Annotated in this window: 19 protein-coding genes and 1 pseudogene; 10 read left to right on the forward strand and 10 right to left on the reverse strand. The window is 36.3% G+C overall.

Annotated features, from left to right (window positions below):
* Nucleotides 1-68 precede the first annotated feature (68 nt).
* Both BMW64_RS18265 and BMW64_RS18270 read right to left on the reverse strand, forming a co-directional pair.
* Nucleotides 69-290 carry a DUF2795 domain-containing protein gene (locus tag BMW64_RS18265; RefSeq protein WP_002662059.1) on the reverse strand — a complete coding sequence of 74 codons (222 nt, stop codon included), beginning with the start codon at nucleotides 288-290 and terminating at the stop codon, nucleotides 69-71.
* A gap of 140 nt (nucleotides 291-430) precedes the next feature.
* The gene (locus tag BMW64_RS18270) at nucleotides 431-1453 is read right to left on the reverse strand and encodes a GDP-mannose 4,6-dehydratase (protein WP_090001772.1); all 1023 of its coding nucleotides are present in this window, start codon (nucleotides 1451-1453) and stop codon (nucleotides 431-433) included.
* An 87-nt stretch (nucleotides 1454-1540) separates the two neighbouring features.
* On the opposite strand from BMW64_RS18270, the gene BMW64_RS18275 reads away from it, so the two are divergent.
* Together BMW64_RS18275 and BMW64_RS18280 are read left to right on the forward strand one after the other, a co-directional pair.
* On the forward strand, nucleotides 1541-2338 hold the full coding sequence (locus BMW64_RS18275) for a DUF2797 domain-containing protein (protein WP_090001774.1): 798 nt from the start codon (nucleotides 1541-1543) through the stop codon (nucleotides 2336-2338).
* Nucleotides 2339-2367: 29 nt separating this feature from the next.
* On the forward strand, nucleotides 2368-5061 hold the full coding sequence (locus tag BMW64_RS18280) for a hypothetical protein (RefSeq protein ID WP_090001776.1): 2694 nt from the start codon (nucleotides 2368-2370) through the stop codon (nucleotides 5059-5061).
* A 15-nt stretch (nucleotides 5062-5076) separates the two neighbouring features.
* Here BMW64_RS18280 and BMW64_RS18285 read toward each other — a convergent pair whose 3' ends face one another.
* Complete coding sequence (locus BMW64_RS18285; RefSeq protein ID WP_090001778.1) at nucleotides 5077-5427, reverse strand: hypothetical protein; 351 nt, start codon at nucleotides 5425-5427, stop codon at nucleotides 5077-5079.
* A 151-nt stretch (nucleotides 5428-5578) separates the two neighbouring features.
* On the opposite strand from BMW64_RS18285, the gene BMW64_RS18290 reads away from it, so the two are divergent.
* A complete protein-coding gene (locus BMW64_RS18290; protein WP_090001780.1) occupies nucleotides 5579-5773 on the forward strand; it encodes a hypothetical protein in 195 nt (64 codons plus the stop codon).
* Nucleotides 5774-5891: 118 nt separating this feature from the next.
* Nucleotides 5892-6938, forward strand: a complete 1047-nt coding sequence (locus BMW64_RS18295) for a PA0069 family radical SAM protein (RefSeq protein ID WP_090001903.1) — start codon at nucleotides 5892-5894, stop codon at nucleotides 6936-6938.
* 38 nt (nucleotides 6939-6976) lie between these two features.
* On the opposite strand, the gene BMW64_RS18300 is transcribed toward BMW64_RS18295, so the two are convergent.
* The 7 genes from BMW64_RS18300 to BMW64_RS18330 form a co-directional block, all read right to left on the reverse strand.
* Nucleotides 6977-7387 (reverse strand): hypothetical protein, encoded by a 411-nt coding sequence (locus BMW64_RS18300; protein WP_090001782.1) that lies wholly within the window; start codon nucleotides 7385-7387, stop codon nucleotides 6977-6979.
* A gap of 30 nt (nucleotides 7388-7417) precedes the next feature.
* Nucleotides 7418-7759, reverse strand: a complete 342-nt coding sequence (locus BMW64_RS18305) for a hypothetical protein (protein ID WP_090001784.1) — start codon at nucleotides 7757-7759, stop codon at nucleotides 7418-7420.
* A gap of 95 nt (nucleotides 7760-7854) precedes the next feature.
* Nucleotides 7855-8850, reverse strand: a complete 996-nt coding sequence (locus BMW64_RS18310; RefSeq protein WP_090001786.1) for an endonuclease/exonuclease/phosphatase family protein — start codon at nucleotides 8848-8850, stop codon at nucleotides 7855-7857.
* Nucleotides 8851-8856: 6 nt separating this feature from the next.
* Nucleotides 8857-9585 carry a rhomboid family intramembrane serine protease gene (locus BMW64_RS18315; RefSeq protein ID WP_090001788.1) on the reverse strand — a complete coding sequence of 243 codons (729 nt, stop codon included), beginning with the start codon at nucleotides 9583-9585 and terminating at the stop codon, nucleotides 8857-8859.
* Between the two features lie 2 nt (nucleotides 9586-9587).
* The gene (gene mutL, locus BMW64_RS18320) at nucleotides 9588-11375 is read right to left on the reverse strand and encodes a DNA mismatch repair endonuclease MutL (protein WP_090001790.1); all 1788 of its coding nucleotides are present in this window, start codon (nucleotides 11373-11375) and stop codon (nucleotides 9588-9590) included.
* Between the two features lie 261 nt (nucleotides 11376-11636).
* A complete protein-coding gene (locus tag BMW64_RS18325) occupies nucleotides 11637-12476 on the reverse strand; it encodes a YoaK family protein (RefSeq protein ID WP_090001792.1) in 840 nt (279 codons plus the stop codon).
* A 25-nt stretch (nucleotides 12477-12501) separates the two neighbouring features.
* Entirely contained in the window at nucleotides 12502-12996 is a 495-nt protein-coding gene (locus BMW64_RS18330; RefSeq protein ID WP_090001794.1) for a hypothetical protein, read from the reverse strand.
* A 200-nt stretch (nucleotides 12997-13196) separates the two neighbouring features.
* On the opposite strand from BMW64_RS18330, the gene BMW64_RS18335 reads away from it, so the two are divergent.
* From BMW64_RS18335 to BMW64_RS18360, 6 genes and pseudogenes are all read left to right on the forward strand, one after another.
* A complete protein-coding gene (locus BMW64_RS18335) occupies nucleotides 13197-14105 on the forward strand; it encodes a GLPGLI family protein (RefSeq protein ID WP_090001796.1) in 909 nt (302 codons plus the stop codon).
* A 140-nt stretch (nucleotides 14106-14245) separates the two neighbouring features.
* Nucleotides 14246-14491 carry a FeoA family protein gene (locus tag BMW64_RS18340; RefSeq protein WP_090001798.1) on the forward strand — a complete coding sequence of 82 codons (246 nt, stop codon included), beginning with the start codon at nucleotides 14246-14248 and terminating at the stop codon, nucleotides 14489-14491.
* A complete protein-coding gene (gene feoB, locus BMW64_RS18345; RefSeq protein ID WP_090001800.1) occupies nucleotides 14491-16524 on the forward strand; it encodes a ferrous iron transport protein B in 2034 nt (677 codons plus the stop codon). Before BMW64_RS18340 ends, feoB begins: the two co-directional genes overlap by 1 nt.
* Nucleotides 16525-16756: 232 nt before the next feature.
* A pseudogene (dinD, locus tag BMW64_RS18350) lies at nucleotides 16757-17592 on the forward strand (DNA damage-inducible protein D).
* Nucleotides 17593-18975, forward strand: coding sequence for a phosphoglucosamine mutase (gene glmM, locus BMW64_RS18355; RefSeq protein WP_090001804.1), 1383 nt, complete (start codon nucleotides 17593-17595; stop codon nucleotides 18973-18975). It abuts the pseudogene before it with no gap.
* 123 nt (nucleotides 18976-19098) lie between these two features.
* Complete coding sequence (locus BMW64_RS18360) at nucleotides 19099-20487, forward strand: tetratricopeptide repeat protein (protein ID WP_090001806.1); 1389 nt, start codon at nucleotides 19099-19101, stop codon at nucleotides 20485-20487.
* The last annotated feature ends 16 nt before the right edge of the window (nucleotides 20488-20503 follow it).

Here is a 20503-nt window from a genome sequence, read left to right on the forward strand (position 1 = left end):
GTGCAAATTGATATGTAAAAAAGGGCAAAAAAGCTCTAAGCGATGCCTAAAGCTTGGTTGCTTTTAATTTAATATTCGTCTTCGTTCCAAAGGAAGTCCTCATCCGTAGGATAATCACTCCAAACTTCTTCAATAGATTCGTAAATCTCTCCTTCATCTTCAATCGCCTGAAGGTTTTCAACAACTTCCATAGGTGCACCAGTTCTGATTGCGTAATCGATAAGCTCTGCTTTTGTCATTGGCCAAGGTGCGTCACTTAAATATGAAGCTAATTCTAATGTCCAGTACATAATTTTCTAATTTTTTGCAAAAGTATAAAAATAGCTTATATTATATGCTTTTTTACACCTGATTTTCAATTCTTTTTATTAATTTTTGTTCATTCTACGCCACAAATCTGCATTTTACTGTGGTGTCAGCCTGTTTGATGTCATTTTCTCAAAAACCATTCCACAAATTTTTTTATGCCATTTTGGAAGTTTGTGTCAGGTTTATAGCCTATTAATGTCATTGCTTTTGTAATATCTGCATTGGTTTTAAGGACGTCTCCCGGCTGCATTGGCAGATTTTTCCGGATGGCAGATTTTCCCAATGTTTTTTCTATGACAGAAAGCATTTCGTTGAGGCTGATGACTTCGCTTTCGCCGAGATTAATGATCTCATATACATCCGAATGATTTTCTATATACGCAATCGATTTGATAATTCCGTCTATAATGTCATCAATATAGGTATAATCTCTGGCCGTGGTTCCGTCGCCATAAAAAGGAATTTCCTGGTTTTCAGTGATCAGCTTTGTAAATTTATGTATCGCAAGATCTGGTCTTTGGCGAGGCCCATAAACTGTAAAAAACCTCAGCTGGATCATATCAATATTATATAGATCGTGATACACATGACCTACAATTTCACCACATTTTTTGGTGGCAGCATACGGAGAAATCGGTTTGTCTACGTTATCAGTCTCCGCAAACGGAATTTTTTCATTATTTCCGTAAACACTTGATGATGAAGCTGCAATAACTTTTTTAATATTAAAATCTTTACACAGTTCCCATATGTTCATGGTTCCCCGGATATTGACTTCTTCATACTCGAGAGGTCTTTCGATGGATGGACGAACTCCGGCAAGTGCCGCAAGATGAATCACCATATCAATTTTATTCTCTTCAAAGATTTTTTCCAACCCCTTTTTATCACGGATATCCTGATAATATAATGTATAATTTTCAGATTTTGTGACAGTCGTCAATTTGCGAATATCTTCCTGCTTTTCTGAAAATTCAAAATCCGAAAAATTCTGTACAGAGTCTAAAGTATTCTTAATTTTTATCTGATAATTGTAGAAATCATCAAAGTTGTCAATATTTATGACAGAATGTCCCTTTTTCAATAATTGTTCTACGAGATGAGAACCAATGAATCCGCTTCCGCCGGTGATAAGATATACCATTTGTGGCTTTTTAGTAGAGCAAAAATATAAATTTATTTTTTGAAAATATAATCATTAATTTTACTTGAAAAAGTAATTTACATTAATATGCAGTTTCAGGGACAAATTTTAAAAATGACAAGCTTCAACGATGAGCCTATTCAATATTATCTTAATCTTTCCGGTGATCTTATTCATATGAATGAGCTTTTCGGGAAAGAATTAACCATAAAACATGTTGGCTTCCAATGTGTAAACTGCCAGGAAAACAAGCCGATATACAGAATGGGTTTCTGCAAAAACTGCTTTTTTGAAAGTCCTTACGCCAGCGACACCATCATCCGTCCTGAACTTTCTACTGCGCACCTGGGAATTGCGGAACGGGATTTGGAAGTAGAAAAAGGAATTCAGCTTCAGCCTCATACGGTTTATCTGGCTTATACAGGGGAAGTAAAAGTAGGTGTCACAAGAAATACACAGATTCCTACGCGATGGATCGATCAGGGCGCGACTTTTGCTTTGCCTATTGCAAGAACCGAAAACAGATATGAAGCAGGAATGATAGAAGTCGCTCTCAAGCAACATGTTCCTGATAAAACGAGCTGGAAAAAAATGCTTCAGGATGATCTGGAAGATGATATTGACCTGGCAGATTTTCAGCAAAAAATAAAAGAATATTTTCCTGATGATTTTCAGAAATTCTATAGTGAAGGCGAAGATTTGTGGCGGTTTGATTATCCTTTCGAAAAGCCTGAAAAAGTAACATCTTTTACGCTTGATAAAAAACCTGAGTTTACCGGAAAGCTTACCGGAATCAAAGGACAATATCTTGGCTTTGACGGAGGAGATTTCATCAATATAAGAGGTCACGAGGGGTACGTGATTGAGCTCACTGTAAAGAATTGATCTTTAAAATAAAAAACAAAATATGTAAAATGAAAAAATGGGTTAAAAAGCTGTTTGTTGGTCTGGGAATTTTGTTGGTGATTATTTTATTAGCGAATTTCGGACTTAACATCTGGCTTAAAACCCAGCTTCCGAAGTACATAAAAAATAACACCGATTATAAGGTTTCCTATAAAAGTATGGAAGTTGATCTGATGTCCGGAAATATTCTGGCCACGAAAATATCAGTCAACAGTAAAAATCCTCAGAATATTAATGTAATCGGACTTCAGGGAACTATTGACACTTTAAAAATAAGCCGTTTCGGAATTTACGATGCGCTGTTCAATAAGCAGATCAGCTCATCAGATCTCCTGCTTTCAAGACCGAATCTGAATGTTATTCTTGCAAAACCAATTGACGATAAAACCGGAAAGAAAAGAAATCCTGTCAGTTTTGAAAATATCAGGATTAATGATGGAAATATCAGCATCTTCAGACACACCAAACAAAAATTTTTATCGGTAGAGGATCTTTATCTGTATGTCGAAAATCTACAACTTACTGAGGAATCAGTTGAAAATAAACTTCCCGTTGTTTTTGATAAATATGATATCCGAGGGAAGAATTTCTTTGTTCGTCCCGATGATGTATATGCGCTGAAAATCAATTCCATTAGGACCTCAGACGGGCAGATGTCCGTTGAAAATTTTCAGCTGATTCCCGTGTTGGATTTTGATCAGTTTAAAAAATATTATCCTAAAAAAAATAAACTTTTTCAGTTTGTTATCAGAAAAATGGAATTTAAAGATCTGGTCCTGAAAAAGAATAATGTTTCCTTGGCTCATGCTAATTTTTATGAGCCTAATCTATTAATTTACACAACAGATGTGAATCCTGTGAAGGCAAAAAAACCTTCCGATTTTGAGATTAATCTAGAAAATGTAAAACTGAATAATGCTACCGTGCAGATCATGAAGCCCAACGGCAATAAGCTTCTGTACGCTAAAAATCTTAATGTAGATGTTAGCCAGCTGAAATTTGACAAAGAAACCCGACAGGAATTGATCCCTGTAGGATATAAAAATTTTCAGATTTCCGGGAAAGATGTTCTATTTTCAAATCATCAGGATTTTAATTTCGCAAGCATTAACCTGAGTCCTAAGAAAGGAGAAATAAGAAATATTTCAGTTGTTCCTAACAGTACTTCAGCCGGTAAAACATCAATGAATCTTTTGGCAGATTATATTGGATTCAACATCAACAAATGGGATTTTACTGATAAAAAAATGAATCTTGATGTAAAAGATATTCTGGTAAGCCGCATCAATGGAAAAATAACAGCCGGTACTGCCCAGGTTAAAAACAATAAAAAATCAGATACCAGTGGCATTCAGTTTCCGATTTTAATCAGAAAAGTTGTATTGCAGAATTCAGACATTACCTATTCTAAAAATAACCAACCTCTTACTTTTAATGATCTGAACGCGACGATTAATGATATTCAGCTTGTTTCTAAAAAAGATAATTCCGGAATAGAAGCTAAAATTGACAAGTATACTATCTCAACTAAAAATTTCGTTTATAAAACACAGTTCTATAATATGACAGCTGGCTTTGTAAAGCTCGATCAAAATAATGTGAATATTACTGGTTTTGCCATGAAACCTCTCGTTTCGAGAGCACAGTTTATCAAAATGATTCCTGTTGAAAGAGATTTATATGACATTACAGCAAATCAGATCAGTGCAAACGGAACCTGGAATCTATTTGCAGACCAGAAGTCAATCAATGCCTCGAACGTGACGATCCGGAATGCCGACGCCAATATTTTCAGAAGTAAAATTCCCAAAGACGATCCGAAGGAAAAACCGTTGTATTCAAGAATGCTTCGTTCCATTAAAATTCCCATGGTGGTTAATAATCTTAACCTTAAAGATTCAAAACTAGTATATGAGGAAGATACGCCGGAAAGTGCCGGACCCGGAAAGCTTACGTTCAGCAATTTTAATATGAACGTAAAAAATTTGAATTCAGCGAAAACAAAAGGCAGACCGACAAGAGTTGACATAAAAATCAACTGCTCTTTCATGAATCTGGCACCACTTTCTGTAAATTGGAATTTTGATGTTGCAGATCAGGGAGATCATTTTACTATTTCCGGAAGAACAACCAATCTTCCTGCGACAGGAATCAATCCTTTCATTCGTCCTTATCTGCACGTTACCGCTACCGGAACAATTCAGGAAATGCTTTTTAATTTCAGGGGAAATCCTAAAGGCCTGAATGGCAAATTCAACCTTAAGCATAAAGATCTGAAGGTCGCTATTCTGGATAAAGAAAATAAAGAGAAAAAAGGATTTTTAACCGCCGTAGCCAATTTGCTGGTAAAATCTGATTCCGGAAAACTGCCGGAAGATGTAGACGTGAAAGACGTGGAAAGAGACCCAACCAAATCATTCTTCAATCTTTTCTGGAAAGGAATTGAGCAGGGATTAAAGAAAACCCTTATTGGAATTAATATTGACAAAGCTAAAAAAACTGCTGACAAAGCGGTTTCTACCGCGAAAAATGTAAAGGATGGCGTAAAAGACATGAAGCAGTCTGCTAAAGAAATAGGTCAGGCAGCGAAAAAAGACAATCCTGACAAAACAGCAGAAAAACAGGCTGAAACCGGTAAAGAAGAAAAAAAAGGTTTCTTAAAAGGAATATTCAAGAAGAAAGAAAAACCCGAAACTAAGTAGTTCCGGGTTTTCATATTAATCAAAGTCAAATTCGTCACTTTCAAGAATAGGGACTTCGCGCAGAAAATTATCAAATTCTTTAGGATAATTGCTTCCTGCACCGTAAGAATCTATAATCATACCGAGATTTGCATCAGAATCTTTTACTACATACAATACAGCATTATCATCAGGGCTGCTTGGTCCTTCAAAACGGTATGTTTTTATGATTGTCAGCTCATTAGGCTGATATACTTTATCAGAATTTTCCAGTTTCATTTCACAGTTTTCATTCATCCTGAATTCTCTGTGAATGCCTCTTTGGGCGAGTCTTGTCATGACCTGACTCAATGTAGTCATTTTGTCAATATTTCCTGTACCTTCCATAATAATATTTTTCTTCTAAAATACAATAATTAAACCATTTGTTTTTAAAACACAGTAATTTTATTCATGCTTATTGTTAACAAAAATTATAAAATCATAACTTAATTGGGTATACTTTTTGCAATAGACAGGATAATAAATCAGACAGAATATGAAAAAGGAAGTTGGCATTTTACTGGCAGGAGGAGTTGGTCTTTTGGCAGTATTAAGTATCATCGGAATAAAAAAAATATTACATAAAAAAGACAGAAAATACAGTGATGCATATTCTGATTATCACAGACATTTTGATAAAAAGAATTATGAAGAAGACTATCATGGCATTGAATTTTACGCATTGAAGTAGAAAAAATATATTCAATTTTTAGGAATCCAGCACTGATACGGTGTTGGATTTTTTTGTGGAAAACTTTAATGTTAAAACTCATTATTATCTGAAATTTCCATTCTATTTTTACAACATAATGCAGAATGAACATATCATAAAAGGACAGGGAGCTCAACGAAATGTGATCAATCGTTTCGACCGGTATACTTATGAGCCAGAAGATGAAGACCTTGAATCTGTAAAAACTTCTTTTACTGAAGTGTTTCCGAAAACAATTGTAAATCAGGTAAAAAGCGAGGATCTCCCGATGGAATATTCCATGAATCCTTATCAGGGCTGTGAGCATGGCTGTTCTTACTGTTTTGCAAGACCTACTCACGAATATTGGGGATATAGCGCTGGGATCGATTTTGAAAGAAAAATCATGGTGAAGAAAAACGCTCCGGAATTACTTGAAAAATTCTTTCAGAAAAGAGGGTATAAACCTGAGCCTATTCTGCTCTCCGGAAATACAGATTGCTATCAGCCTGCAGAACGGCAATTTGAAATAACAAGAAAGCTTCTCCAGGTATGCCTGGATTACAGGCATCCGGTAAATGTGCTTACCAAAAATGCTTTGGTTCTCAGAGACATTGATATATTAAAACCAATGGCCGAACAGAATCTAGTGTCGGTTTCCCTCAGTATTCCAACGATTAATGAAGATCTGCGCAGAAAGATGGAGCCCAGAACAAGCTCTGCAAGAAATAAACTGAAAGCTGTAGAAATCCTTTCACAAAATAATATTCCTGTGAGCGTAATGGTTGCACCGATTATACCGGGACTGAACAGTGATGAACCTTTGGCTATTTTAAAAGCAATTTCGGATGCAGGAGCACAAAGTTTTGGCTATACACTGGTAAGATTAAATGATACTGTTGAACCCGTTTTTGTCAATTGGATTGAAAATGCATTTCCGGATCGTGCGCAGAAAGTTTTAAATTTAATCCGATCTATGCGGGGAGGGAAACTGGGAGAAAAAAGATATTTTGACCGCCAAAAAGGAGAAGGAAATATCGCCGAGATGATTCACAATACATTTAAAATCGGGAGAAAGAAGTTTTTCGAAGGCAAAGAGTTTCCGAAACTTTCCACCAAGAATTTTACCGGTTCCCGGGATCAGCAACTGAAATTGTTTGATTGATAAATAAAGGCTGTTGCAATTGTACAACAGCCTTATTTTTATTTGCTTAAATCTTCTTTAAGTTTTTTTGCTCCTTCCTCCACTTTTCCGGCCCCTTTTGCAGCAGCATTCTTTACATCTTTCCCAACTTTATTGACTTCGCTTTTAATGTCCTGCCCTGCTTTATGAAGGTTTTCCTTCGTTTTGTCGGCAGTGGCATCTATTTTATTTTTAGCATCTTCTGCGGCATTGTCTATTTTTTCTCCCGCTGCGTCAATTCTCGCCTGAGTTTTCTCTTTTACTTCGTCGATCTTAGTTGTATCAACTCCCAATCCGGTTTCTGAAACGGTTGTCGTCGTAGTAGTAACGGTACCGTCAGGATTTTCAACCTTCTCTGTTTTTGATGTTGATTTGGTACAGGATACAACCAATGCAGCAATCATTAATCCTGATAAAATGTTTTTTTTCATACGTATTGATAATTTAAATGTTTTTAAATATTATTCTGTTTTTGGTTCAGAAGTTATGGGTAATCCGCCAGTTTTTTGCTTTTTCTCCTCTTCTTCTTTTTTCTTGTTTTCTTTTTCCAGTTCTTCTTTGATCTTTTTCTCCTGTTCCTGAACCTTTAAGACTTCTTTTAATGAATCCTGATACTTCTGCGAAGACATTCTGATCTGTTGCGCCACATCGACAGATGTCGCACCGGCGGAAAAAGAATCTACAGCTACAGTATCATAGTTTGCCTTCGGACGGTCCGCCGGATACAGGTCCTGCGGTTCTTTTTTAGAACAAGAAAATGCCAGGCCAGATGAAACCAGGATTATAAAAAATAAATTTTTCATGAGAACTAATTTAGCAGAAATTCTGCAATTACAAATAATGACAAGATAACTTTTATGGTATGCTTTTAAATCATCAGATCACAAAATACAGATGATTATTTTTCGAGCTTAAAAGTAGCCATCACAGGAAAGTGATCCGAAAGCTTTACAGACCGGTCTACCTTATAAGTGAGGGGTTTTATATTTTTTGAAGAAAAAATGTAGTCGATTCTTATCGGGAATTTATAATCGTGGAAGCTTGTACCACTTCCTTTTCCTGCTTCAACAAAAGCATCCTGAAGACCATCAAGCAAATGATAATACTCGTAGGAATTGGGAACCGAGTTAAAATCTCCCGCCAGAATAACTGGATACGGAGAATTGTCAATACTTTTCCGTATTGAGCTGATCTGCTCCTGATGCATTTTAAAAGTAGGAATAAGTCTTTTGACTACGTTTTTTACTTTCTGCTCATCTTCTTCACTTTTGCCAACAAGCTTCACCATATTCTTTTTAAACTTAAAAGGCTGAAGATACACATTGATAAACCGGTAAATCTTTCCTCTGATCTCAATATCAGTCTGTGAGGCATAGGCATTATTATATGTAGGGTCACTCTCTATAAGTTGTTTTTGCTCAATAATTCTGTGTTTTGAGAAAACCTGGATCACCCAACTATCCGGAGCCTGTTTCAGTCCATCGAAATGATATTTCATGTACCCTCCATATTCCTGTAGCATAACAATGTCGGCATTCTGACTGCTGATGTAATCATTAATGTGATCTATCCCATAATAGCCACCTTTCGCGTTCATGGTAAGCACTTTCAGGTCAGGAGTTTCGTTTTTCTGTGGAGAATAATTAATCCATCTAATGACAGGTTTAAAAAACATCAGTCCTAAAAATAAAAAAACGAACGCTCTTTTCTTCCAGCTAAATATCCAGAAGAGCGTAAGCATCATATACACTGAGATCAATATCGGAAATCCCAAAGAAAGCAGATTAAACCACGGAAAAGTTTTCGGCGGAACATAAGCATTCAAAAGCATTGCTGCCAGCAGAAAAAAAACTCCTATATGTACAACTAAAAGGATGAGACGTAAGACTTTCACAGGACCTTAATTGAATCTGTATAAATGTTTTCTCCAGTTTCTTGCCAGAAGCCATCCTACCAATGCCCCGCCAACGTGAGCCAGGTGAGCTACCCCTCCGACATTCCCAGAAATTCCGAGCCATACGGAACCGATAACAATAATTGGCAACAAATATTTAACTTTCATAGGGATCGGAATAAACATGATTCCGATTTTAGCATCCGGATACAGCGTGGCAAACGCTGCAACAACACCGAAAATAGCTCCTGAAGCGCCAACCATAGGAGTAGTCAAAGCATAATAGAGATTTAATGCCTGCTCATTATAAGCATATGCCGCAGGATTAAAATCAAACTTATTAAGATCTGCTTTCATAAAAATATCCGAAACATTGATATTTGCATTAGTAAGCTCGGAGGTAAGCTGTTGCACTTCATAAAAATTCCAGAGATTAAATAAGAAAAATGCCCCCAATCCACTCAAGAAATATAAAATCAAATATCGTTTCTCTCCTAATGCCTGTTCTAAAACAGGCCCGAAGCTCCACAGTGTAAGCATATTAAAAAGAATGTGTGCGTAGCCTCCATGCATGAACATGTGTGTAATCACCTGCCATGATCTGAAGTTGGGAGAAAAAGGATAAAACGCTGATAAAGAAGCATAAAATTGCGGAAATAAAAAATTTACTGCAATAAATACAACAACATTGATAATGATAATATTTCTCGTAATCGGAGGGATACTGTTAAACATACTTAAAATTTATTTTTAAAATCATTAAACGGAACTTCAAAAAAACATCTTTTCCCATCTGGTAAAAATTCCGGGAAACCTAATGCTGTAAAATCTCTGATCAGCTGTTCCGCATCTTTTTTATAGATAAAATCAAATCTTGACTTCGACTGCATTTTATTCCACTGGTTCTGATAATATTGCATGAATTCTTCTTCCGTTTTGTACTCCAGAATATCGAAAAGATTTTCCAGAAACTTCATCACCTGGGTTTCTTTCAGTCCCTCAGGCACAGCATCGATTCTGAGCACGCTTTCATGAGCAATACTCATCTCAAAGCCCAATTCGGGAAGAAATTTCTTGATCGATTTATATTTATTCTTTTCGATCTCATTCATATGATATTCAAGAGAGAAAAGTAATGAATGGCTGTTTGTTGTTCCCTTTTTTACGGGTTTTGAATTTTCTGAAACCACCAGTCTGTGCATTCTTCCAAGATCCAGCATCAGGGTTTTATCGCCTTTGTTAAATAGCCAGTACCCATTCGGAAGCCTCATCAGGTCTTCATCAAAATCTTCATCTTCAAACAAATTGATCTTCGAAGGCTCAGCGGAAATATTCTGATGGTACATTTCTGCGAGATTCTGGATTTCTGCCTGCTTTACCCCTCTTTCTTCTAAAAACGGATTGTAGTCTTTATCCACAATAATTTCCGGCATCTTTACAAATCCGCTTCCACCTCCGTTGCCTTTGCTTGGGAATGTTTTCTGCATGATTTCATCCAGTTGAGGATCTCTTTCAAAATCAAGGCTCGGCGCCACGTTATAAATACCCAACGATCTTTTGATGGTAGAACGCAGCAAGGCAAAGATCAGATGTTCATCTTCAAATTTCACTTCTGTTTTCTGAGGATGAATATTAACGTCAATTTTCTCCGGATCCAGCTCGAGGAAAAGGAAAAATGTAGGAATATATCCCGGTAGCAGCAATCCTTCAAAAGCTTCCTGCACTGCTTTATTAAAATACGGACTTTTAAAATATCTTCCGTTCACGAAAAGAAATTGTTCTCCTCTTGTTTTCTTGGCGCCGTCAGGTTTCGCAACAAATCCGTGAAGCTTGCACCAGATAATATCTTCTTTAATAGGTATCAGCTGTGGCTGCAGTTTTCTCCCGAAAATATCCACAATACGCTGCATCTGGCTTCCTTTTCTTAGTCTGAAAACCGCCTCATCATCATGAAACAGGGAAAACTCAAGGTTTTCGTGCGCCAATGCTACCCTTTGAAACTCATCAATAACATGCCTGAATTCGATATTATTATTTTTCAGGAATTTTCTTCTGGCCGGAACATTATAAAATAAGTTCTTTACTAAAAAATTGGATCCGTCTGCCGTCTGGATAGGATCCTGAAACTGAAATACACCACCTTCTATGTAAATATTGGTCCCTATCGTTGCGTCTTTCTGCTTCGTTCTCAGTTCTACCTGAGAAACTGCCGCAATAGAAGCGAGTGCTTCCCCACGAAACCCTTTCGTCGCAATTTTGAAAATATCTTCTGTCCCTCTGATTTTGGAGGTGGCATGTCTTTCAAAAGCCATTCTGGCATCTGTTTCCGACATTCCTTTTCCGTCATCCACTACCTGAATCAGGTTTTTTCCGGCATCTCTTACAATCAGTTCAATCTTTGTCGCTTCGGCATCAATGGCATTTTCCAAAAGTTCCTTTACAATGGATGCAGGCCGCTGCACGACTTCCCCTGCCGCAATTTGATTGGCTACATGATCCGGTAAAAGCTGAATAATATCTGACATAAAAAAGTAAATCAACTTACAAAAATAGGGATTCAGAATAAGAATTAAAACAATAAAGCGCTGAATTAAAATTTAATTATCAACATATTAACAGGGTAACCTCAGGGAAAATTCCGGCAAAACAGCCAAAAGAAAGTCTTTTTTTAAAATACAATCCCCCAATTGCACTATACAATTAGAGGATTGATTCACAGCTAGTTTACACAAAATTAATACTGATATTTATCTTTACTTACACATGAAGTCTTAGGGTTAAAGAAATTACTCTTCAAAAATGAGCTTTCTCTTTTTCTCGTTTTTCTGCTTAATCTCTGAAGATCCGTGAATCTTATCATAAAGAAAAGCTAACAGATTCGGTTTTTTATAAATTTTACTGTATCTGTATTGGGTATTAAAATGTCTGAGATGAATTTTATAAGCATCATAGCCAATAACAACCAATAGACACAGACTGATCACATAGAAAACCCTGAATTCCAGATAATAATAGGTAAGCCCTGAGAAAACCGCGCCCAAAACATAGGCAACCATAATACTCATCAGCAGTTTGGCCCTTCCCACCAATTCACCATTTTTTCTGAATTTTTTCTGAGTAAACATTGAGAACAGAATTCCCAGGTCGGTAGTAGTACCCGTAAGGTGAGTGGTTTTCACGGAAAAATTTGATATACTTGCCGTTAACCCATTCTGCAGACCGGTTGCAAAAAGCATTACCGCTACCAAATACTGAGTTTCTTCGAGGCTTTTTCGGTAATAAAACTGTCCGTAAACTCCCACAAACAGGAGACATATTATTTCAAGTACGAGAGGCATAGCATGCGCAAAATACTTGCTTTTTTTATTGAAATTGATCACAATAAAGTTTGACACAAATCCTCCGAAGAAAAAAAGGAAGATCCACAATCCTACTACAGCAACCTGTGACCAGTTTGCCTTACTGATTTCTGCCGCCAGAATTGCATAATGCCCCGTCACGTTTGACGTAAATGAGAGGAATATCAACAGAGAAGCAATATTTATAGTACCCGCCGTAAAGGCAGTCAGCGTTCCCAGTCTTATGTTGTCTCCCAACGTCCTGCTGTTACTATAATTCCTTAACATTTTCTTTATTTTTAATTATTCGATTTTATGCTTCTGCAAAGATTTCTGCCAATCTTCCTTTTTCCGGAAGACGCTTCTGAAGCTCTACAGAAATTTCGTAGCTTTTAAGATCTTTACAATTTTTGATATATGGGATAAGGTCAAATTTTCCTTTCCCTTTACTTTTGATTGATGGCGAATAGTAAGCCTCCTCAATATTTTCAGCTTTCACATAGTTATTAAACGTCCTCTGAAAGCTTCCCGTGAAAATATCACACACAATTTTATTGATCAGATGAGGATATTTATTTTTAATAATTCCATAAGCCTCACAAAATTCCTCAGGACGGAGCTTATTGAAAATCGTGCTTTTCGTATTAAACAGAAGATCTCTGATCGAATCTCCCGTATCATATCCTGAAACCAAAAGAATATTATACTGATTCTTGTCTTCCGAAGCATCTTTCTCTCTCATTACTTTTTTAAGGATATTAAGAGACTCGAGAGAATAATCCGTGGCTATTAAAATCGTCTTGTTCATATTTTAAGATTTAGGTTCATATTTATCTTTTCCGATGATACAAAACTAAAATGACCAGATTAAAAGTTCTTTGGAATGAAATTAAAATGTGATTAAAGAGATTAAAATCACATTAGAATATTTTGTAAAAAGAAAATTTGCAAAAAGCTGTAACAAAAACTAAACATCATTAACTAATATCATATAAACATTCGAAAACAATGAAAAAGCTATTTTCAATATTTTTTATCGCTCTTTTTGCATTTGCAAGCGCTCAGGACAATGATTCTAAGGAAACCGCCAACCGTTTTTTCTATGAACTTACTTTTAAGCCTAAAAAAGATTCCGCCAAACTTGAAAAAGTATTAACCGCACTTGATATCGTGAAAGACAGATCTGTTTATAGAGATTATACAGTGATCGGACAGGATTCTATAATGAAAGTGCAAATTGAAGCAATGCAAAAATCAGGTGTTTTCAAGGACTTATCGAAAACCATCAGAATGCCTAAGTTTTCAGAAAAGATCGTAAAGCACTATCCGGATATGAAGGTAGAATACATTGACAGAATTGCAAGCGGTTTTACACCGATGAGTATTTCTTATACTGAAAACATCAAATTTGACTGGAAAATTTCGAATGAAAAAGAAAAAATAGGCCCTTACAACGCTCAAAAAGCGACTGCTGATTTCGGAGGAAGAAAATGGACTGCCTTGTTTACTACAGATCTTCCTTTTCAGGACGGACCATACAAATTTTCGGGACTTCCGGGACTTATTGTTAAAATTGAAGATGACGGGAAAAATTACTCATGGACATTACAAGGAAATAAAAAAGTTCAGAATTGGGAAGAGCTTTCTTATGCTGAAAAAATTTCCGGGATGAGTTCTAAAGTAACCGATATGCCGAGAGAGAAATTTGAAAAAACTTTCAATGACTTTAAAAAAGATCCTTTCGCATCAGCAAGACCAATGATGACACAGGAAATCATGTCGAGAACAATCCCGGGAATGGATGGAACGATTGGAGATATGATGAAGAGACAGGAGAAAATGTATAAGGATTTCTTTAATGCCAACGACAATCCTATTGAGCTTACAGCACCGTCTGCAGATAAGAAGAAAAAATAGACATTCATATTTAATTAATTATATTTAGAATCAACCCAAATGCATTTTTGCATTTGGGTTGATTTCTTTCATACAAACTTGTTATTTAGATTAAATTTAAATAGCGTATATTTGCATACAAAATTTTGGCTTTGAAAGAGATGGGTTTACATAAATTAAGTGGATTTCCCAAAAACAGAATGGGAAAGATTTTAGGGTATGATAACGACAGCCTTAAAATGCCTAACAAAATCATTGAAATGGGGCTTCTTCCGGAAACCTTCTTCAGGATTCTTTATCAGGCGCCTTTCAAAGGGCCGATGTATGTGGAATTCGGTGAAGAGAAAAGCCGTATTGCCCTTCGTGAAGAAGAGGGCAACTTTATTATTGTTGAAGAATTGAATTGATGCAGGGAAATCATAAAAAACAGGTACTCTTAGTCGGAAATCCTAACGTCGGAAAATCAACGGTTTTTAATGCGCTTTGTAATAAAAAGCAGAAAACCGGGAATTATGCAGGCGTAACAGTCGCCAGCCATTCCGGGTATTATACATATCAAAAGGAGGAGGTGGAAGTAGTAGACCTTCCGGGGTCTTACAGCATTTATCCAAGTTCGGAAGATGAAGCTATTTTCTCGAAGTTTGTGATGAATAATCAGAAAGATTACGCAGGAGTTATCTACATTCTTGAAGCTTTAAGCCTTAAAAGAGGGTTGCTTTTATTTCAGCAAATCCAGGATCTTGGAATCCCGATGATTTTGGTAGTTAATCAAATCGATCAGGCTGAAAGAAGAGGAATTTCCATAGACATTCAGAAATTTTCTGATTCTTTGGGAATAAAAATTATCCAGACCAACGCCAAAGAACAGATAGGTATTGATGAAATAAAAGAAGCTGTTTTAAAGAATGATTTCGTAAAAACATCCGTACAATCCTTTGAAACACCTGCTGAGCATAAGGATTTTATTCATAAAGTCGCCGCACACAAAGGCATTGAAAATGAATACAAAACATGGCTTACACTGTCATTGGGAACAGACTTGGGAAAAATAAATTCTATTGTCGAGCAGATCAATGAGCCTGACTCGAAAAGCCTTGTTCCAAAAAGATTACAAGTACAGGAAACCGTAAGAAGATATCAGCATATTGACAAAATATTATCTGATGTTATTTCTAAAAAACCTCAGTTTAAAGAATTATTAACTGAAAAATTAGATAAAATACTCGTTCATAAATTCTGGGGATATGTGGTTTTTATGTTGATTTTATTGATTATTTTTCAAAGCGTTTTCTTCCTGGCAGAATACCCGATGAACTGGATCGATGATTTCTTTTCATGGCTTTCCGCTTTTACAGGAGAACATTTGCCAGAAGGCCCTTTAAATTCACTGATCTCCAACGGAATTGTTCCGGGAATTGGCGGAATTGTGATTTTCGCACCACAGATCGGGATTTTATTGTACTTCCTTTACCTGCTCGAAGATTCAGGATACATGGCCAGAGTTGTATTTCTAATGGACAGAATTCTTCGCCCTTTCGGACTGAACGGAAAAAGTATTGTTCCTCTGGTTTCCGGTACAGCTTGTGCAATTCCGGCAGTCATTTCAACAAGAAATATAGAGAACCTGAAAGAAAGATTATTAACAATTCTGGTAACCCCCTTCATGACGTGCTCTGCAAGGCTTCCGGTTTACAGTATTATTATTGGTTTAATTATTTCTGACGGAGCATTTTTAGGAATAAAATATAAAGCCCTCGTATTAATGGGAATGTATTTATTAGGTTTTGTAGTCGCTTTATTTTCAGCCGCAATTCTTAATAAATTTATCAAAAATAAAGGAAAAACCTACCTTGTAATGGATTTGCCTACCTATAAAAAACCACTTTTTGGGTACGACTTTAAAATGGTTTTGGGAAAAGTATGGGACTTCATTACAGGAGCAGGGAAAATTATTTTCATTGTGAGCATTATCATTTGGTTTCTAAGCTATTTCGGCCCTAAACAGAAACCGGATCAGTTTGTAGCGACTAATGTCGAGCTTGATCATTCTTACCTTGCCAAAATGGGGAAAAAAATTGAACCTGTGATTGCCCCACTCGGCTACGACTGGAAAATGGGCGTTGGGATCCTGACCAGCTTTGTTGCAAGAGAGGTTTTTGTAGGAACGATGTCTACCTTATACAGCCTTGAGGACGATGCCCCGGAAGTGAAAGTAATTGATAAAATGAGAAGAGACGTGAAACCGGATGGCGAAAAAGTTTTCAGCTTTGCCACTGGTATTTCAGTCCTTTTGTTTTATGCGTTTGCAATGCAGTGTGTTTCTACACTCGCAGTAGTCTACAGAGAAACCAAAAGCTGGAAATGGACAGCTTTTCAGGTGGTGATGATGACAGGTTTGGCATATTTTGTGTCCATGTTTGCATATCAAATCTTAAAATAATGGATTCTTCCTTAATTTTACAATACATTATTGTTCTCCTGGTTGTGACATTTGCATGTTACTCTTTGTTCAGGATACTTAAAAAGAATTTCGCATCGAAGAAGTTCAGCTCTAAAAGAACAAACTGCGATAAGGATTGCGGTTGTTCATAAAAAAATAATGTTCTTGTGGAAAACTAAACATTCTTAGGATTCAGTTTTTATTTATTTTTGTAAAAAATACACAGGAATACATGAAAAAAGAATTGATCGAAGAGCTATTTTTAAAGTTCGAGAATGCTTCACATCAGTATAATGACATAGAATGCTGGAGCGCAAGAGACTTGCAGGAAATCCTTAACTATACAAAGTGGGATAATTTTCTAAAGGTTATTGAAAAAGCTAAGAAGGCCTGTGATAATGTTGGAGGAAAGGTTTCTGATCATTTTGCCGATATCGGGAAAATGATAGAATTAGCTAAGGGAGCACAAAGAGAAATTCCTGATATTGCTTTAACACGATATGGATGCTATTTAATTGCACAGAATGGAGATTCTTCAAAATCTGAAATTGCTTTTGCTCAAACCTATTTTGCTGTCCAGACAAGAAGACAGGAAATTATAGAAAAAAGGCTGTTGGATGTTGAGAGAGTAACAGCAAGGGAAAAATTATCAAAAACAGAAAAGAAACTTTCAGGAATTATTTATGAAAGAGGTGTTGATGAAAAAAGCTTTTCTGTAATCAGGTCTAAAGGAGATCAGGCTTTGTTCGGCGGTTTTACGACAAATGATATGAAGAAAAGAATGAACGTTCCGCAAACTCGTTCATTAGCTGATTTTCTTCCGACATTAACGATTAAAGCCAAAGATTTTGCTACTGAACTGACCAGCCATAATGTAGTTGAAAAAGATCTGAATGGAGATTTTCAAATTACCAATGAACATATAGAAAATAATCTGGCGGTAAGAAAGATATTAGGAGAAAGGGGTATAAAACCTGAAAGTCTTCCAGCATTAGAAGATATCAAAAAAATTCAGCGGAAACTGGAGGAGATGAAAAGAAAATTCTAAAACAAACTAAGAAAAAATAAATGTCACTAATAAAAAGTATTTCAGGAATCCGTGGAACCATCGGAGGAAAAGTAAATGATAACCTTACGCCACTTGATGTAGTAAAATTTGCTTCTGCATTCGGAACATGGCTTCAGAATAACAACAATAAAAAAGACCTTACTCTCGTTATCGGTAGAGATGCGAGAATTTCCGGGCAGATGGTTTCTTCTTTGGTTACCGCTACACTACAGGGATTGGGAATTAATGTTATTGATCTTGGATTATCGACTACGCCAACTGTAGAAATCATGGTTCCGGAACTGAAAGCCGACGGAGGAATTATCCTGACTGCTTCTCATAACCCAAAACAGTGGAACGCCCTGAAACTGCTCAATAATAAAGGAGAATTCATCAGCGGAGAAAACGGTGCAGAAGTTTTAGCGCTTGCAGAAAGTGAAGATTTCAACTATGCAGAAGTAGATGATCTGGGAAAATATGAAACAAGGGATGATGCTTTTGACATTCATATTCAGCAGATTCTCGATCTGCCGATGGTCGATGTGGATGCTATTAAGGCTAAAAAATTCAGAGTCGTTCTTGATGCGGTAAATTCTACAGGAGGCATTGCTATTCCGATGCTTCTGGATAAGCTGGGTTGCGAAACGATAAAATTATACTGTGAGCCGACAGGACATTTCCCTCACAATCCTGAACCGTTGAAAGAACATTTGGGAGACATCTGTGAGTTGGTAAAAAAAGAAGAAGCAGATTTCGGAATCGTGGTTGATCCGGATGTAGACCGATTAGCGCTAATCGATGAAAAAGGTGAAATGTTCGGGGAAGAATATACGCTGGTCGCTGTAGCAGATTATTTGCTAAAAAACAAAAATGGTGTTGCCATTTCCAACCTGTCATCTAGCCGTGCATTACGAGATGTAGCAAAGAACCATAATTCCGAGTATTTTGCCAGTGCGGTAGGAGAAGTAAATGTGGTCACTTTAATGAAAGAGAAAAATGCCGTGATCGGTGGCGAAGGGAACGGAGGAATCATCTATCCTGATCTTCATTATGGAAGAGATTCTTTGGTAGGGGTTGCTTTATTTTTAACGCATCTGGCGAAAGAAAACAAAACAGTTTCTGAGCTAAGAGCCGGATACCCAAGTTACTTTATGGGTAAAAAGAAAATAGAGCTGACTCCGGAGATTAACGTAGATGATATTTTAACTAAAATGGAAAAAGAATATCAAAATGAAGAGGTATCCACGATAGACGGCGTAAAAATAGATTTTGAAAACAACTGGGTTCACCTGAGAAAATCTAATACGGAACCTATTATCAGGATTTATACAGAGGCTAAATCACAAGAGGAAGCCGACAGGTTGGGTGATGAAATGATAGCTAAAATCAATAGCTTGATTTAATAAAAATTAACATCTGTTTCATCATTTTAATCGTATTTATTATTAAATTTAAAACTAAGATTTTCAGAAGCGAGTATTAGTATATCTCATATCTCTGGTCTTAAATCTTAAAACTGTTTTATATTGGAAGAATATTTTGGAAATGAACTTGTAAAAAAGTTCGAGGAAATGATGGAAAATAATGATGAATTCTACTTTGATACAGAAGAATTAGAAGACATTATTGTTTATTATCTGGAGCTGGGAGATTTTAATTATGCAGATACTGCAGTCAATTATGGTCTGAAGCTTCACCCCAATTCCTTAGACATCAAGATCAAAAAACTTGAAATTCTTTTGGAATGGGAAGATTATAATACGGCAAAAGAGCTGATCGACGAATTGAAAGGTTCTTCTATGGAAAATACAGATTTTTTGGTCTGCTATGCAAAGTATTATTCGAATTTGGGAAATCCGAGAAAATCGATTGATATCTGTAAAAAAGCTTTAGAGCTGAAAGAAGAAGAAAATTTTCTCCACAACTTTATTGCTGATGAATATGTGAATCTTGGAGATCCTTTTAACGCTCTTAAACATTACAGAAAAGCCCTGAAAGAAGATCCAACCGACGATTATGCGTTGGAAAACTGTATGGTGTGCTTTTCAGATTTAAATAAGAGTGATGAGGCAATTGCCTTTCTGAATGAATATCTGGATGAATATGCCTATTCTGAAATTGCCTGGTTTGAGTATGGACAATTTTACTTTAACAGGAAAAATTACGAAGAAGCAATTAAAGGTTATGATTATTTACTGGCCATCAATTCAAGTTCAGTAGGAGTTTATGCCAATAAGGCAGCTTGTTATGAAGCGTTGGGTGATTATAAAAAAGCAATTGCCGTTTATGAAGAGATGCTTGAACTGGAATACACAAAAGCATTTACATTCTATAAAATCGGACTTTGCTATAAAGCTTTAAAACAACCGATTGTTGCTTTAAATGCTTTTCAGAAATCATTAAGAGAAGATCCACAGTTCTACCTTGCGATGATGGAGCAATCTTACATCTATGAAGAAATGGGTGGAATGACAGAAGCCTTACATTTTGCAAGGGAAGCGACTCATCTTAATGAAAACAATCTTGATTACCAGAAAAGACTGGCCTTCCTATTCATTGATGCAGGAAAGTTTGAGGAAAGCCTGGCTTGCCTTAAAAAGCTGGTAGAGGCAGAACCTTCAAGATTTTACAACTGGTATGCCTATTCTGAGGTTTTGATGCTATTGGGTGAATATGAAGAAGCTATTTTGGTTTTAAATAAAGCCGTAAAATCGCATCACAGAGCAGAATTATACTATCAGCTTAGCAATTGCTACTTCAACCTGAAAGATCAGGAAAAAGGAAAGAATACACTGATCTACGCTTTGGAACTTGATCCTTCTCTCGTTTCGGATATGCAGAAGAAATATCCTTTTATAAAAGATGAAGTAAAGAAGGCTAAAGCAAAAGTAAAGAAGAAAAATTCTGAAGGATAATTATATCAATTTATCA

It is taken from the genome of Chryseobacterium taichungense (genome assembly GCF_900109935.1).
Taxonomy (GTDB): Bacteria; Bacteroidota; Bacteroidia; order Flavobacteriales; family Weeksellaceae; genus Chryseobacterium; species Chryseobacterium taichungense.

Excerpts from the sequence above, each read along its gene's own strand:
- BMW64_RS18265 (WP_002662059.1), bottom strand. The coding sequence starts at position 290 with ATGTACTGGACATTAGAATTAGCTTCATATTTAAGTGACGCACCTTGG.
- BMW64_RS18270 (WP_090001772.1), bottom strand. The coding sequence starts at position 1,453 with ATGGTATATCTTATCACCGGCGGAAGCGGATTCATTGGTTCTCATCTC.
- BMW64_RS18275 (WP_090001774.1), top strand. The coding sequence starts at position 1,541 with ATGCAGTTTCAGGGACAAATTTTAAAAATGACAAGCTTCAACGATGAG.
- BMW64_RS18280 (WP_090001776.1), top strand. The coding sequence starts at position 2,368 with ATGAAAAAATGGGTTAAAAAGCTGTTTGTTGGTCTGGGAATTTTGTTG.
- BMW64_RS18285 (WP_090001778.1), bottom strand. The coding sequence starts at position 5,427 with ATGGAAGGTACAGGAAATATTGACAAAATGACTACATTGAGTCAGGTC.
- BMW64_RS18290 (WP_090001780.1), top strand. The coding sequence starts at position 5,579 with ATGAAAAAGGAAGTTGGCATTTTACTGGCAGGAGGAGTTGGTCTTTTG.
- BMW64_RS18295 (WP_090001903.1), top strand. The coding sequence starts at position 5,892 with ATGCAGAATGAACATATCATAAAAGGACAGGGAGCTCAACGAAATGTG.
- BMW64_RS18300 (WP_090001782.1), bottom strand. The coding sequence starts at position 7,387 with ATGAAAAAAAACATTTTATCAGGATTAATGATTGCTGCATTGGTTGTA.
- BMW64_RS18305 (WP_090001784.1), bottom strand. The coding sequence starts at position 7,759 with ATGAAAAATTTATTTTTTATAATCCTGGTTTCATCTGGCCTGGCATTT.
- BMW64_RS18315 (WP_090001788.1), bottom strand. The coding sequence starts at position 9,585 with ATGTTTAACAGTATCCCTCCGATTACGAGAAATATTATCATTATCAAT.
- mutL (WP_090001790.1), bottom strand. The coding sequence starts at position 11,375 with ATGTCAGATATTATTCAGCTTTTACCGGATCATGTAGCCAATCAAATT.
- BMW64_RS18325 (WP_090001792.1), bottom strand. The coding sequence starts at position 12,476 with ATGTTAAGGAATTATAGTAACAGCAGGACGTTGGGAGACAACATAAGA.
- BMW64_RS18330 (WP_090001794.1), bottom strand. The coding sequence starts at position 12,996 with ATGAACAAGACGATTTTAATAGCCACGGATTATTCTCTCGAGTCTCTT.
- BMW64_RS18335 (WP_090001796.1), top strand. The coding sequence starts at position 13,197 with ATGAAAAAGCTATTTTCAATATTTTTTATCGCTCTTTTTGCATTTGCA.
- BMW64_RS18340 (WP_090001798.1), top strand. The coding sequence starts at position 14,246 with ATGGGTTTACATAAATTAAGTGGATTTCCCAAAAACAGAATGGGAAAG.
- feoB (WP_090001800.1), top strand. The coding sequence starts at position 14,491 with ATGCAGGGAAATCATAAAAAACAGGTACTCTTAGTCGGAAATCCTAAC.
- glmM (WP_090001804.1), top strand. The coding sequence starts at position 17,593 with ATGTCACTAATAAAAAGTATTTCAGGAATCCGTGGAACCATCGGAGGA.